Annotated in this window: 10 protein-coding genes; all 10 read left to right on the top strand. The window is 74.5% G+C overall.

Annotation, left to right across the window (positions count from 1 at the left end; genetic code table 11):
- The first annotated feature begins 3 nt into the window (after positions 1-3).
- Genes ACZ619_RS22925 through ACZ619_RS22880 form a run of 10 tightly spaced genes read left to right on the top strand, consistent with a single transcriptional unit; the run spans position 4 to position 14465 of the window.
- Positions 4-1455 (top strand): hypothetical protein, encoded by a 1452-nt coding sequence (locus ACZ619_RS22925; RefSeq protein ID WP_469601810.1) that lies wholly within the window; start codon positions 4-6, stop codon positions 1453-1455.
- The gene (locus tag ACZ619_RS22920; protein WP_469601808.1) at positions 1452-3560 is read left to right on the top strand and encodes a glycosyltransferase; all 2109 of its coding nucleotides are present in this window, start codon (positions 1452-1454) and stop codon (positions 3558-3560) included. The genes ACZ619_RS22925 and ACZ619_RS22920 overlap by 4 nt, the downstream gene beginning before the upstream one ends.
- Positions 3553-4656, top strand: coding sequence for a sugar phosphate nucleotidyltransferase (locus tag ACZ619_RS22915; RefSeq protein ID WP_469601806.1), 1104 nt, complete (start codon positions 3553-3555; stop codon positions 4654-4656). The genes ACZ619_RS22920 and ACZ619_RS22915 overlap by 8 nt, the downstream gene beginning before the upstream one ends.
- Entirely contained in the window at positions 4653-5609 is a 957-nt protein-coding gene (locus ACZ619_RS22910) for a carbohydrate kinase family protein (protein ID WP_469601804.1), read from the top strand. Before ACZ619_RS22915 ends, ACZ619_RS22910 begins: the two co-directional genes overlap by 4 nt.
- Before the next feature lie 5 nt (positions 5610-5614).
- Positions 5615-8881 (top strand): Cof-type HAD-IIB family hydrolase, encoded by a 3267-nt coding sequence (locus ACZ619_RS22905; RefSeq protein ID WP_469601801.1) that lies wholly within the window; start codon positions 5615-5617, stop codon positions 8879-8881.
- On the top strand, positions 8878-10953 hold the full coding sequence (gene malQ, locus ACZ619_RS22900; RefSeq protein WP_469601800.1) for a 4-alpha-glucanotransferase: 2076 nt from the start codon (positions 8878-8880) through the stop codon (positions 10951-10953). The genes ACZ619_RS22905 and malQ overlap by 4 nt, the downstream gene beginning before the upstream one ends.
- Positions 10934-12142, top strand: coding sequence for a sedoheptulose 7-phosphate cyclase (locus ACZ619_RS22895; RefSeq protein WP_469601797.1), 1209 nt, complete (start codon positions 10934-10936; stop codon positions 12140-12142). The genes malQ and ACZ619_RS22895 overlap by 20 nt, the downstream gene beginning before the upstream one ends.
- Positions 12135-12518, top strand: coding sequence for a cupin domain-containing protein (locus ACZ619_RS22890; protein WP_469601795.1), 384 nt, complete (start codon positions 12135-12137; stop codon positions 12516-12518). Before ACZ619_RS22895 ends, ACZ619_RS22890 begins: the two co-directional genes overlap by 8 nt.
- A complete protein-coding gene (locus ACZ619_RS22885; RefSeq protein WP_469601792.1) occupies positions 12499-13539 on the top strand; it encodes an ROK family protein in 1041 nt (346 codons plus the stop codon). Before ACZ619_RS22890 ends, ACZ619_RS22885 begins: the two co-directional genes overlap by 20 nt.
- Positions 13536-14465: a sugar nucleotide-binding protein gene (locus ACZ619_RS22880; protein WP_469601789.1), complete on the top strand. Its 930-nt coding sequence runs from the start codon at positions 13536-13538 to the stop codon at positions 14463-14465. Before ACZ619_RS22885 ends, ACZ619_RS22880 begins: the two co-directional genes overlap by 4 nt.
- The last annotated feature ends 4 nt before the right edge of the window (positions 14466-14469 follow it).

Below are 14469 nucleotides of genomic sequence, written 5' to 3'. Positions count from 1 at the left end.
GCCGTGCTCTCCGACGAACATCTCGAACCCCTGCTGCGCAACGCGTCGTGGCTGTCGCGCGACCTGCGCGCCGCCGAGCGCTACGAACTGGTCGACCACGCCGAACTGGGCTCGCAGGAGCTGCTGTTGGTCGTCACCGCGCTCGGCGGCCCCGCCTCGGGCGAGCGGCTCCTCGTCCCCGCGCACCGGGATGCGTCGGGCGCGGTCACCGAGGCCGGGGGCGAGGGCACCTTCGGGCTCGCGGCGGTGCGCCGTGTGCTCGCCGGGACACGGCTGCGCACCCGGCACGGCGGACACCTGGACTTCCGCCGGGCGCCCTCGCCGCCGGCCGGAGAGGTCCGGCCGCTGCCGTTCGACCAGGGCTGGTCCTCCAACTCGCTGTCCCTGGTGGGGATCGGCGGCTCGCCGTACATCCACAAGACCTACCGGTCGCTGGGCGCTGCGGTGCACGAGCCCGAGGTGCTGCGCCTCATGAGCGGCAGCGGACACACGCCCCGGTGGGCGGGGGACAGCACGTACACCGACCCGGTCCGCGGGACGCGCCACCCGCTGGGCGTGCTGTACCGCCACGTGCCGGGGCACGGCATCGACACACCGCTGCGGGAGAACCTGCGCTCGCTGTGGCCGAGGCTCACGGACGGCGCCGTACCGAAGCAGCTCGTGCGCCACCATCTGCGGCCGCTCGAAGCGGGGTTGCGGACCGCGGGGAACTTCCTCGGCACCTTACACCGGGAGCTGTCGGTCCGCCTCGGCGCTCCCGCCGCCGGCTACCCGGTCTCCGACGCCCTGGCCGCGGCCTCGGCGCGGCGGGACACGCTGGCCGCGGCCGACGCGCCCCTCCCCCGCGCCGCCAGGCGGGCGGCCTTCGACGCCCTGGAGGCCGAACTGGATTCACTGCGGGCCGAGTTCGCCGACAGCCCGACGGCACCGGGGGCCGGCCCCTGCCACGGCGACCTGCACCTGTCGCACCTGCTGTGCGCCGAAGGGCCCGACGGCGACTGGCGGATGAGCGTCATCGACCTGTCCACGCCCGCCCTGCCGGCGGACGGCCCCGGCTACGCCGCGCAGTCCCCCCTTCAGGACCTCGTCGCCGTGCAGCGCGCCCTGGAGTACTTCGCCGCCGACGAGGCCGCCTTCGAGAGTGCCCGCCGGCTCGGCATCGACTCGACCGAGACCATGAACGGCTCCCTCGACGGGGCACCCGGCCTGCCGGCCACGGGACGGGCGGTGCTGGAACGCGTCTTCCGCACCGCCGACGCATGGCGCGAGCACGTGCTGCGCCTGCTGCTCGGACGGACCCCGGACAGCCCGCTGAGACGGCTGCTGTACCTGCGCCGCCTCCTGCACGAGCTGGCCTACAACCACGACCACGCCCGCCCCTACCACGCCGCGATCGACCTGCGCCACGCGCTCGCGCTGGCCGCCCCCGCCCCCACCACCCCCGCGAGGACATGACCGTCTTGAACACGACCGTCCTGAACGCGCCCCGGATGCACATCGTCGAGACGTACTTCGAGTGCTGCGGCTTCGACCACACCTTCCTCCAGGGCGGCACGTCCGTCTACCTGTGGAACCTCTCCCGGACCTTCGCCGCCCGCGGCCACACCGTCTCCATCGTCACCCCCGCCCACGGCCGCCTCGACGACCTGCGGCAGCGCTACGAGGTGGAGGACCTCCCCTACGAGGACGCCTACACCCTGCCGGTGGTCCTCGACCCCCGGGTCTGGGACGGCTTCCCGGACCAGGTCGACCTGGCGCTGCGCACCACGGCCCACCGCATCCGCCTGGAGGGCGTGGACCTGTACTTCCTCGCCAACGACTACCTGGACCGGCTGCCGGACACCTTCTACCCGCCGTACTCAGCCAAGGGCCGCGACCTGGTGTTCTTCAAGCCCCTGGTGTTCCAGGTGGACAGCGTGCGGTTCCTGCGCGCCTGGTTCGGCGACGAGAGGGCGATCGTCCACGCACACGAGCCGTACTACCACTACCTGCTGCCGCCCGCGCTGCGCGACGACCCGACGAAGCTGGTCGTCAGCAACGTGCAGAGCAACATGCCGATCGCCAAGAAGGTCTACGCGCCCGAGGTGGCGAAGCTGTTCGAACTGCTCGGTGTGGACGTCGGGCTGCCCGGCCCGGACCCCGAGCCCGACGTGCCCGCGGCGGTCGTGCAGTACCAGCAGCTCACCCACCTGCACTACACCTACCCGCCGGACCACGTGGCGCTCTACGAACTGACCGCCGGCCACGCCGACCTGGTCGACTTCCTCTCCCCCGGCCAGCTGGACTTCTACGCCGGCTTCCACGACACCCCCTTCGAGTCGCTCTTCCGGCGGCTGCCGATCGCCGACGTGGTGCGCCGCAACGCAGCCAAGATGTTCGTCGGCGGCTGCGCCATCTCGGACCGGTGGCTGGCCTGGGACCCCGCCTCGGTCGACCGGGCCGAGGTGCTCGGCGGCCTGGGACTGGACCCCGCGCTGCCGACGTTCTTCCACAACGCCCGCTACGCCGTCCACCACAAGGGCCAGATCGAGCTGATGCGGGCCGTCGACCGCGTGCTCGGCGAGGGCCTCAAAGCCAACTTCGTGATCCGCTGCATCTCCGGCAACGGCATCGACGACCCCTTCTTCCACGAGATCGCCGCGCGCCACCCGGAGCGGCTGCACTTCGAGTGGGAGCGCGTGGAGGAGGAGCGGGTCTTCTCCTTCGCGGCCGCCGCCGACTTCGCGCTGTTCCCCTCGAAGTTCGAGATGGACACCTTCCTGATCGCCCAGGGCGAGGCGATGGCCGTGGGCGCGGTGCCGATCGCCACCGACCAGCGCGGCATGGAGCACTTCCGGCACGCCGAAGGCCCCGGGACGACCACCGGATTCGCCGTGAACCGGTCCTTCGCGGAGGACGACGAACTGCTCGTCTCCGCACTCGCCGACCGCGTCCGGCAGGCCGCGGCCCTGTGGACGGACGATCCCGGCCGCTACCGCGAACTGTCCGGGCGCGCCGCGGCCGTCGCCCGCGTCTTCACCTGGGACCACTGCGCCGACCTCCACCTGGCGGCCTTCACCCGGCTGTGGCAGGGCCTGCCCGCGGAACTCTCCCCCGAACTGGCCCTGCGTCACGGCTGGTTCGACCTCCTCCCCGACGACCTGCTCACCCCGGCCGCCGCCGTCGAGCACGGCGACATCCCGGCCTACGAGCGGTGTGCGCCGTTCGACGCCGGCGCCGCCGTGGAGATGTTCCGCGCCGCGTGGCGGCGCGCCGACTTCGCCGCCTGCGAGCGTGTCCTCGAACGCCTCCCCGGGGCGGTGCCCGGGGAGGAGAGCGCCCGGCTGCGCGAACGCTCCCGCGTCCTGCCCGACGGGCGCGTGGAGTACCGGCTGCCGCACGCCGAACGGGTGGAAGTCGTCGAGCCGCGGCGGGGCTCGGCCCGTGCCCTGCCCGAGGTCCGCACCCTGGAACGCACCGGGACGGGCGTCTTCGTGGGCGAGGCTCCGAGCGCCGACGGCCGGCTGCTGCTCACCCTGTCCTCGGGACGGACGACCTGGGACGAGGTGCGTCATGGCTGACCTGCGCTCCGTACGCGCCGTGCTGCTCGCGGGCGGTGAGGGCCGCCGTATGGGCCCGCTCGGCACGGGACGGCTCAAACCCCTGGTGCCCTACGGCGGCACCTGCCGGCTGATCGACTTCAGCCTGGCCAACGCCCGCGCCTCGGGCCTGTCCCAGGTGCTGCTCCTCTCCCAGTACGAGGAGCGGCAGCTGATGGACGACCTGCACCGGGTGTGGAACGGCGCGCCCGGATTCCGGGTGCACTTCGGACCGTACGACGACGCCTACCGCGGCCGGCAGGTGCCCGCCCACCTGCCGCCGCGCACCTGGCCGCCGGAACGCGGCACCGCCGACGCCCTGATCCGCAAGGCCGATCACGTCTTCACGCCGGGCACCGAGCAGGTCCTCGTCCTGCACGCCGACCACGTCTACCGGTACGACTACGGCCCGCTGGTCGAGGAGCACCGGGCCTCGGGCGCGGCGCTGACGGTCGCCTACCAGCGCATCGACCCGCGCTGGGTGCACCTGTTCGGCATGGTCCGCTTCGACGACGGCGGCAGGCTCACCGAGTTCACGGAGAAACCCGAGAACCCCACCTCGGACCTGGTGTTCGCGGCGTTCTGCGTGTTCGACGCCGCCGTGCTGCGCCGCTACCTGGGCGAGCTGGACGGCACCGACTGGCAGCACGACATCAGCCGCGACCTGATCCCCGCGATGCTCGCGGCCGGGGAGCACATCCGCGGCCACGAGGTCCACGGCCACTGGGAGGACATCGGCACCGTCGAGCGCTACCACCGGGCGCACCTGGCCCTCGCGGGGCCCCGGCCCGCGCTGCCCGTGGAGCGGATGCCCAGGACGGTGCGGCCGGCGGTCGGACGGCGCTGGGTCGAGGACGCTCCCGGGGTGCGCGCGTCGGTGATCCCCGCCGACCTCGTCAACGCCGGACTCGTCACGGACAGCGTGCTCTTCCCCGGTGTCCGGATCGGCGCCGGGGCGAGGGTGCGGCGCAGCGTGGTGCTGCCCGGCGCGGTGATACCGCCCGGCGCGGACATCGACGGAGCGGTCGTCCTGGAGGACGGACACATTCAGCACGTTGCCGAAGGAGTGAGCGCATGACTCTGCCCGAACACCGACGCCCCGACGAGGACCGGCGGCCGACCGCATACGACGTCCTGGTGGTCGGCGGCGTCGGCGTGGACACCATCGTGCCCGTGGACGAACTCCGTGTGCCCCCGGGCGACTCGGTCTTCGTGGAGCCGCTGCGGGACTACGTCGGGCACACCGGCAACGGTGTGGCCCTGGGCCTGCACACGCTCGGCCTGCGGACCAAGTTCGTCGACTACCTCGGTGACGACCCGCAGGGCCGGATGGTGCTGGAGCACTACGAACGCCTGGGCCTCGACTTCAGCCACCTCGTCTCCCCGCACGGCACGCCCCGCTCGGCGAACCTCGTCGACCCGAAGGGCCGCCGCTTCTCCTTCTACGACGGCCGGCACCCCGGCGACCTCCGGCTGCCCCGCGACTTCCACCTGCCGTTCGTCGAGCGCTCGGCCCACGTCCACCTCTCGATCGTCGGCCACAACCAGGACATGTACGAGGACATCCACCGCCTCGGCGTGACCAGCTCCACCGATCTGCACGACTGGGACGGGCACAACCCGCACCACCGCCACTACGCGCTCAACTCCGACTACGTCTTCCTCAGCGCGGCGGCCGTCCACGACCGGCTGGACACCGTGCTGCGGACGATCCTCGCCGAGGGCCGGGCCCGGTTCGTGGTCGCCACCGACGGCGCCGACGGCTGCCACCTGCTGGAGCGCGGCGCCGACGGCATCCGCAGCTTCCCCGCCGTACGCCCCGAACGACCGGTCGTGGACACCAACGGTGCCGGTGACGCGTTCGTCACCGCGTTCCTGCACTCCCTGTTCGAGGGACGGGAACTGGAGGAGTGCGTGCTGGCCGGTTCGGTGGCCGGCGCGTTCGCGTGCGGCAGCGTCGGCACCCACACCGAGTTCATCGACCTGCCGGGACTGCGCGCGGCCAGTGCGCGCGCCGTGGCGAGCAGGTGACGCGCGTGCACGTCATCCACTTCGCGTTCGAGTGCGGCGGGTTCGACAACCGCCTGATGCGCGGCGGGCTCTCCCCGCTGGTGTGGAACCTGTCCCGCGAGTACGCCGCCCGCGGCCACCGGGTCTCGCTGGTCACCCCCGCGCACGGGCTCCTGGACGCGCTGCGGCACGACCACCCGATCGAGGAACTGCCCTACGTCCACGAGCACCGGGTGCCGCTCGTGCTCGACCCCAAGGTGTGGCCGGACCACCCGGCCGAGGTCACCCTGGAGCTGACCACCCGGGCCCACCGGCTGCGGCTGGCCGGCGTGGACGTGTACTTCCTCTCCGACGCCCACCTGGACCTGCTGCCCGACCGGCTCTATCCGCCGCCCGGCACCGAGGGCAGGGACCTCGCCTTCTTCAAGCCGCTGGTGTTCCAGGTCGCGGGCGCCCACTTCGTCCAGCGCCACCTGCGGGGCGAGGAGGCGGTGGTGCACGGCTTCGAGCCCTACTACCACTACCTGCTGCCGACCCTGTTCGCCGGCGATCCGTCCCTGCGGACGGTGAGCACGGTCGCGGCCAACGCGCCCATCACGCAGAAGGTGTACCGCCCGCAGGTGGAGCGGCTGCTGGAGATGTTCGGCGTACGCGCGGACCTGGACGCCTTCGAGGAGCCGCTGCCCCCCGAGGACAGCCCGACGGCGACCATGGCACGCGCGCTGGCCGGCACCCGGATGCACGCCGAGTACGGACCGGACCACATCGCGTTCCTGCCGATGGTCCTGGCCCACGCCGACCTGGTCGACTTCGTCTCGCCGGGGCAGCGGGACTACTACAGCACCTTCCGGGACACCCCGTTCGAGAGCCTCTTCCACACGCTTCCCGTCTCCCGGATGCTGCGCGAGCGGGCGCACAAACTGCTGATGGGGGGCTGCGGGATATCCGACAGCTGGCTGGCCCGCGATCCCGCGGCGGTCGACCGTGCGGCGGTCCTGCGCTCCCTCGGCCTCGACCCCGGGCTGCCGGTCTTCTACCACGCCGCCCGCTACGCGGTGCACCACAAGGGGCAGCTGGAGCTGGTCCGGGCCATCGACGAGGTCCTGACCAGCGGCACGGAGGCCGTCTTCCTGCTGCGCTTCGCCACCAGCGGCGGCGGGCAGGACGCGCCCGCCGGCAACGCGCACTTCCAGCGGGTCGCCGACCGCCATCCCGGCCGGATCCACCTGGACTGGCGGCTGGCCGACGAGGACACCCTGTTCGAGCAGGCCGCCTGCGCGGACTTCTGCGTCTTCCCCTCGAAGTTCGAGCTCGACGGGTTCCTGATCGCCCAGGCCGAGGCGATGGCCTGCGGCGCGGTGCCGATCGCCACCGCGCAGAGCGTCACGACGCACTTCGCGCACGCCCTTCCCGCGGACGACCCGGGCGCCACCGGGTTCGCGCTGCCCGGCTCGTTCCGCGACGACGACCAGGACCTCGCCGGCGCGCTCGCCGAGCGCATACGCCAGGCCGCGGCCCTGCGGCGCGCGGCCCCCGACGACTACGCCCGCCTGTCGGCGAACTCCCGTGTCCTGGCACGTGGGTTCACCTGGGCACGCAGCGCGGACCGGCGCCTCGCCGCGTTCACCGACGTCCTGCGCGAGCGCCCCCCGGTCTTCCCCGCCGAGGACGCGATCCGCTACGGCTGGTTCGACGCCCTGCCCGCGGCCGACTGGGTCCGCCACCGCGAGGCCGTCGCACGGTCCGCCGCGGCCCTGGGCGACACGGCGGCCTACGGCCGCTGCGCGCCGCTCGACGACGCGGCCTACGAGCGGCTCTTCGAAGCCGCCCACGCGCGGGCCGACTTCGCCCGGTGCGCACAGATCGCGCGCGCGGCCGGCCGGGAGGACTGGGCCGCGCGGGTGCGCGAGCGGTGCCGGGCCCGACGGGACCCGGCGGGCCGCCTGCACGTCGAGTACCGGCACCCGGGGGCCCGGCACGTGGAGGCGGCGGCGCCCGGGACCGGCGGCCGCGCCACCGACCTGGAGTCCGCCGCGGAGGCCATCGCCTCGGACGAGGCCGTGCCCGCGGGCAGCGGGGTCGTCCTGGCGCCCCTGGAACCGGTGGGCGAGGGCGTCTTCCGGGGCGTGGTGGAGGGGCCGCTCGTCGGTCACCGGCTGCTCGTCATGCTGACCCTGGCGTCGGGGCGGGTCACCTGGGACACCGTCCCCGTCGAGACCCCGGCCGGCCCGCCGCCGTTCCGGCTCGTGGCGACCGACCTCGACGGCACCCTGCTGCGGGACGACCAGACCGTCTCCGAGCGCACCCTGCGCGCGCTGGCCGCGGTGGCCGCCGCGGGAGCCCGGCACCTCGTGGTCACCGGCAGGCCCGCCGCCGCCTGCAAGCAGTACCTGGCGGCCCTCGGCTACCGCGGTCTCGCCGTGTGCGGCCAGGGTGCCCAGCTCTACGACGCGGGCGCCGACCGGCTGCTCACCTCGGCCTCGCTCGACCTCGGCCTCGCGCGCCGGGTGGCCGAACGCGTCGAGGCCGAACTGGGGCCGCTGGAGCTGGGCGTGGTGACGGCGCCGCCGGAGAGCCGGTTCAAGGTCACCCCCCGCTTCGGCGAACGCGTCCGGCACGGGTGGGACGTCACGACCGACCGCCGGCTGCTGTGGACGGAGCCCATCGACAAGCTGGTCCTGCACCACCCGGACGTACCGGAGGACGAGGTGGCGGCGACCGCCCGCCAGGTGTGCGGGGACGAGGTCACCGTCGTGCACTCGGTGAGCGGGATGGTGGAGGTACTCCCGGCCGGCACCACCAAGGCGGCCGGCGTGGAACGGGCGGCACGGCTCCTCGGGTTCGACGCGGCCGAGACCATCGCGTTCGGCGACATGCCCAACGACATCCCGCTGCTGGCCTGGGCCGCGCACGGGGTGGCCGTGGGCAACGCCCACCCGGCGCTGCGGGCGATGGCGGACGAGACCGCGCCGACCAACGAGGAGGACGGCGTGGCCGTCGTCCTGGAACGTCTCTTCGGATGCCCGGAGGGCGCCGCGCAGGGCATCACGCAGGGCATCGCGCAAGGCATCCCGGACGGCACCGCGCAGCGCATCGCGCAAGGCACCCCCGCAGGCACCGCGCGAAGCGGCCCGGACGGCACCGCGCAGGGCATCGCGCAAGGCACCCCCGAGGGCACCGCGCGAAGCGCCCCGGACGGCACCGCGCAAGGCACCGCGCAACGCCCCCCGGAAGGCATCGCGCAAGGCATCGCGCGAAGCGGCCCGGAAGCCGGTCCGGAGCGGGTCCGGTGACCGGCGGCCTGCGCGAACTCGCCCGCGCCCACGGCATATCCACCGCGTACACCACCGACCGGGGTCACCGGGTCGAGGTCGCCCCGGACACCCTCGTGGCCGTGCTCGCCGCCTGCGGGGTGGCGGCGGCCGACGAGGCGGCGGCCCGCGCCGCCCTCACCGCGCACCGCGAGCGCGCGGCGGCCCGGCTGCTGCCCGAGTGCGTCGTCGTGCGCGGGGGCACCGTGCCCCCGCTCGGCCTCGCCCCGGACGTGAGGACCGAGGTGGAACTGGAGGGGGGCGGCGCGGCCCGCCTGTCCGGCGCGCTGCCGGCCGGCCGCCACGTCCTGCACGCGAGGGCACCGGGACGCGACGCCCGCGTGCCCCTGCTCGTCGTACCGGAACGGCTGCCCGTGCCCGCCGGACGGCACTGGGGGTTCCTCGTCCAGCTGTACTCGGTGCTCTCGCGGCGTTCGTGGGGCATGGGCGACCTCGGTGACCTGACGGAGCTGGCGTCCTGGTCGGGGCGGGCCCTCGGCGCGGACTTCGTGCAGCTCGGTCCGCTGCACGCCGTCGAGCCGGGCCCGCTGCCGGATCCCTCGCCGTACCGCCCGAGTTCGCGCCGGTACCCCGACCCCCTGCACCTCAGGGTCGAGGCGATCCCCGAGTACGCGTACCTCACGGGCGAGGCGCGGCACACCGCCGACCGGTGCGCCGCCCGGGCACGGGAGCTGAACGAGGGCGTGCTGCGCGGCACGGATCTCATCGACCGGGAGACGGTGCGCTCGCTCAAGCACGAGGCGCTGCGCGCGGTGCACCTGGTCCCGCTCCCGCCCGGCCGGGCCGCCGCCTTCGCGCGGTTCGTCGCGGACGAGGGCGAGGCGCTGACCGACTTCGCGACCTGGTGCGCGCTGGCCGGTGTGCACGGCGGACGGTGGCGGTCCTGGCCGTCCGCGCTGCGCGACCCGCGTTCCCCGGCCGTCGCCCGCGCCCGGCGGGAACTGGCCGCCGAGGTCGGCTTCCACCGCTGGCTCGCCTGGGTCACCGACGAACAGCTCGCCCGCGCCCAGGCGGCGGCCGTCGAGGCCGGCATGGGGATCGGCCTGATCCACGACCTGGCCGTCGGGGTCGCCCCCGAGGGCGCCGACACCTGGGCGCTCCAGGACTGCCTGGCCGCGGGGATGAGCGTCGGCGCTCCGCCGGACGACTTCAACCCGCACGGCCAGGACTGGGGCCAGCCGCCGTGGCGTACCGACGGGCTCGCCGCCTCCGGCTACCGGCCCCTCGCCGGGCTGCTGCGGGCCGGGCTGCGGCACGCGGGCGCGCTGCGCATCGACCATGTGATGGGCCTGTTCCGCCTCTGGTGGGTCCCCGAGGGACGGCCGCCGTCCGAGGGCACGTACGTCCGTTACGACGCCGAGGCGATGCTGGGCGTGCTGGCCCTGGAGGCGCACCGGGCCGGTGCGGCCGTCATCGGCGAGGATCTCGGCACGGTCGAGGAGTCCGTGCGCACCGCGCTCGACGAGCGCGGCATCCTCGGCACGTCCGTGCAGCGCTTCGAGTACCTCGGCGGCTCGGAGGGACGGCACGGCCCGCTGCCGCCCGGACAGTGGCGGCGGGACTGCCTGGCCACCCTCACCACGCACGACCTGCCGACGACCGCCGCCTGGCTCAGCGGCGAGCACGTGGAACTCCGCGCGCGACTGGGTCTGCTGACCGGGCCCGAGGCGACGGAGAAGGCCCAGGCCGCCGCCGAGCGTGACGGTTGGCTGGCCGAGCTGGAACGGCTCGGACTGCTGCCCGACCCGGACGGCGACGTGGTCGCGCTGCACCGGTTCCTGTGCCGCACCCCGGCACGCCTGCTCGGCGTCTGGCTGCCGGACGCGACCGGCGACCGCAGACCCCAGAACATTCCCGGCACGTCCACGGTGCACCCCAACTGGCGGCTGCCCGTGGCGGACGAGCGGGGACGTCCCGTACCGCTGGAGGACCTCCCCGGCCGGCCGCTCACGGCCGCGCTGTCCGGGGTGTTCGCGGACCTTCGACGGCATCGTGAGAAGACTGAGGAGAAAGATGTCAGGCCAGGTTCTTGATCGGGTCGGCCATCCGCCGGCGGGGGTCCGCGAGGATCCCGGCGGATTCGACCTGAGCGCCCCGGACGGCACGCGCTACCGGGTCGATCTGACCACGGGGCTGTTCGACCCCGACCACACCCTGCTCGCCGACCGGCTGGAGGGCCGACGGGTGGTGGTCTTCACCGGCCCCACCGTCCACCGGCTCTACGGCGACCGGCTGCGCGCCTACCTGGACGCCCGCACCGGGCCCGGCCAGTGGACCCTGCACGTCATACCGACGGGCGAGCACCACAAGACGCTCGCCGCGGCGGAGCACGTCTGCGCCCTCGCCAAGGCGGACGGCCTGGACCGGCACGGTGTGATGCTCGCCGTCGGCGGCGGCATCGTCGCCGACGTGGTCGGCTTCGCCGCGTCCATCTACGCCCGGGGAGTCCGCTACATCAAGGTCAACACCACCCTGGTGGGCCAGGTCGACGTCGGCGTGGGCGTCAAGACCGGTGTCAACGCCCTCCAGACGAAGAACATGTTCGGCGCCTACCACCCGGCGCACGCCTCCCTGAACGACCCCGGCTTCCTCACCACGCTTCCGCACCGGGAGATCCGCTGCGGGCTCGCCGAGATCGTGAAGATGGCCGTCATCCTCGACCCGGACCTGTTCCGGGCACTGGAACGCCACCCCGACGCGTTCCGCCGCCCCGGGGACGGCACCGGGGCGGACCGCTCCGACAGCGGCCTGGAGACCTACGTCCTGCGCACCTCGATGCGGCTGATGATGGAGGAGCTCTGCCCCAACCTCCAGGAACACGAGCTGGCCCGGCTCGTCGACTTCGGCCACACCTTCAGCCCGGTCGTCGAGACGGCCGGCGGACACCGCCTGGAGCACGGCGAGGCGGTCGCCGTCGACATGGCCCTGTCCGCGCACCTGGCGCGCCTGCTCGGCCTCGCGGACGGGGAGACCTGCGACCGGATCGTCCGGCTGCTGCGGCGCATCGGGCTGCCGGTCTTCGACCCCGCCACCTGCACACCGGAGCTGATGGCACAGGCCCTGAGCGCCTCCTGGCAGCGCCGGGGCCGCAAGCTGCACCTGGTCGTGCCGACCGGCATCGGCAAGGCGGCCTTCGTGGAGGAGCTGGAGGACGTGCCCGAGGACGTCCTGACGGCGGCCCTGCGGTCCCTCGCGGCGGACGGGGAGCGGCACGATGCCTGAGGACGTGGTCAACCTGCGGGACCTGCTGGCCGGCAAGGACGGGGACCACGGCGGTCTCGGCACGATCCTCGCCCACCGTGTCTTCGCCCGCCCTCCCGGCGGCCCGGGCGCGGACTTCATCGACCTGGCCGTCCTGCCGCCGGGCACCTCGATCGGCCGGCACCGGCACGGCGCCGACCGCGAGACCTACATCGTGCTCGACGGCGACGGCCTGATGTACCGGGACGGCCGGGAGTTCCGGGTGGGCCCCGGCGACATCGTCGTCAACGGCCCCCACGGGGAGCACGGCCTGCTCAACGACGGCGAGCGGGACCTGCGCCTGCTGGTCTTCGAGGTGGAACTGGAGGAGGAACCGGGTGAGCGCCGTGCCGGCTGACGACACCTTCACCGTGCTCGACGTGGGCGGCACCACGCTCCGGGTGGGCACCTACGACCCGGCGACCGGCGTCCTGTCCCGGGTTCGCCGGACACCGGTCGACGGCATGCACCGCGACCCCGGCGCACCGGTGCCGGTGCTCCAGCGGCGGGTGGTGGAGCAGATCGTGCGGGAGGTCGGCGCGCACTCGGCGGGGCGGTCGCCGCGGGCGCTGGGCGTGGCCTTCGCCGGGCCGATCACGGCCGCCGGGCTCGTGCTGGCCGCCCCCACCGTCTGGGGGCGGCGCGGAGACCCCCTGCCGCTGGGCGAACTGCTCACGAAGCGGACCGGCACACCGGCCGTCGTGGTGAACGACCTGACGGCGGCGGCCTGGCGGTACGCCGCGACCGAGCCCGGGGACTTCTGCCTGCTCACCGTCAGCTCCGGCATCGGCAACAAGGTGTTCCGCGGCGGCGAGGTCCTGGTGGACGCCGACGGCCACGGCGGGGAGCTGGGCCACTGGGTCTGCGACCCGTCCCCGCACGCGCCGCTGTGCGACTGCGGCGGCCGCGGACACCTGGGCGCCATCGCCTCCGGGCGCGGTGTGCTGGCCGCGGCCCGCCGGGCCGCACGGGCCGACACCGCCGCCTTCCGCCGCTCCCGGCTCGGCGCGGCGTGCGACGGCGAGGCGGACCGCGTCGACAACCGGCTGGTCGCCGAGGCAATCCGCGCGGGCGACCCCTTCACCACGGAGGTGCTGCGCGCCACCGTGACCTGCCTGGCCCAGGCGATCGGCGGGGTGTTCGCGTCGATCGGGGTGTGCCGTTACGTCCTGATGGGCGGCTTCGCCCTGGCGGTCGGCGAACCGTACCGGCGCCTGCTGGTGGCCGAGCTGGCGCGGCTCGGCTGCTTCGGCCTGGACGCCGCGCAGATCGACCGGATGGTGTCGCTCGGGGTGGCCGACGACGACCACGGGCTGGTCGGCGTGGGCCGCCTGCTGGCGAACCGCGCACCGGTGCCCTTCGTCCGGGAGGCGTCATGACCGGGGAGCACACCCTCGTGGTGGGCAGCGGCCTGATCGGCGCCGCGACCGCCCGCCGGCTCGCCGCGGCGGGCGAGCCAGTGACACTCGCCTCGCGCCGCCCGCCCGCCCGGCCCGCCGCCGCGTTCGGGGCCCGCTGGAGCGCCCTGGACGCCACCGACGCCGGGGCCTGCCGACGGCTGCTCGACCGGCTGCGCCCCGGCCGGGTCGTCCTGGTGCACGGACCGTCCGACGTCACCTGGTGCGAGGACCACCCGGAGGAGGCACGGGCCGCGCACGTCGCCGTCGCCGACTCCTTCGCCGCCCTGGCCCCGGGCGCCCGGATCGTGATGATCTCCACCGACAACGTGTTCGGCGGCGGCTCGGCCCACAACACCGAGAGCACGGCCGTGTCACCGGCGAACGCCTACGGCCGGGCGAAGCTGGCGGCGGAGGAGGCGCTGCTCGCCGGGGCCGGCCGGGCCGTCGTCCTGCGGGTCAGCCTCGTCTACGGCCACGAACCGGCCGACGCGGGCAAGTGGCTGAACTTCTTCGCCTCCTGCGCCCACCGCCTGCGCCGGGGCGAGCGGATCGAGGTCCCCGAGGACCAGTGGACGACACCGGTGCTCCTGGACGACGTCGCGCGGGTGACGGCGGCGCTCCTGCACGCCGGGCACCCGCTGCCCCCGCTGCTGCACCTGGGCGGCCCGGACCGTGTCACCCGGGCCGACTGGGCCCGCGCCATCGCGCGGGCGCTGCGCGCCCCGGCGGACCTGGTGACCGCGGTTCCGCGGGCCGGCACCCGCTACGCCTCGCGTCCGGAGAACACCTGTCTCAGCAGTGAACTCCTCGCGGATCTGCCCGGCGTGAAGGGGATCGCCCTCCGGGGCGTGGACGAGGGGGCGCGCCTGCTGGCGCCCTCGTTCGCCGCTCCCCCGGCCGCCTGACCCC

It is taken from the genome of Streptomyces sp. NPDC104367, assembly GCF_055583825.1.
Note: the sequence above shows the minus strand (reverse complement) of the source record. Positions and strands in the feature narration are given on the sequence as shown.

Coding starts and splice junctions, on each gene's coding strand:
- ACZ619_RS22910 (WP_469601804.1), top strand. CDS start 4,653: ATGACTCTGCCCGAACACCGACGCCCCGACGAGGACCGGCGGCCGACC.
- ACZ619_RS22915 (WP_469601806.1), top strand. CDS start 3,553: ATGGCTGACCTGCGCTCCGTACGCGCCGTGCTGCTCGCGGGCGGTGAG.
- ACZ619_RS22880 (WP_469601789.1), top strand. CDS start 13,536: ATGACCGGGGAGCACACCCTCGTGGTGGGCAGCGGCCTGATCGGCGCC.
- ACZ619_RS22890 (WP_469601795.1), top strand. CDS start 12,135: ATGCCTGAGGACGTGGTCAACCTGCGGGACCTGCTGGCCGGCAAGGAC.
- ACZ619_RS22895 (WP_469601797.1), top strand. CDS start 10,934: ATGTCAGGCCAGGTTCTTGATCGGGTCGGCCATCCGCCGGCGGGGGTC.
- ACZ619_RS22920 (WP_469601808.1), top strand. CDS start 1,452: ATGACCGTCTTGAACACGACCGTCCTGAACGCGCCCCGGATGCACATC.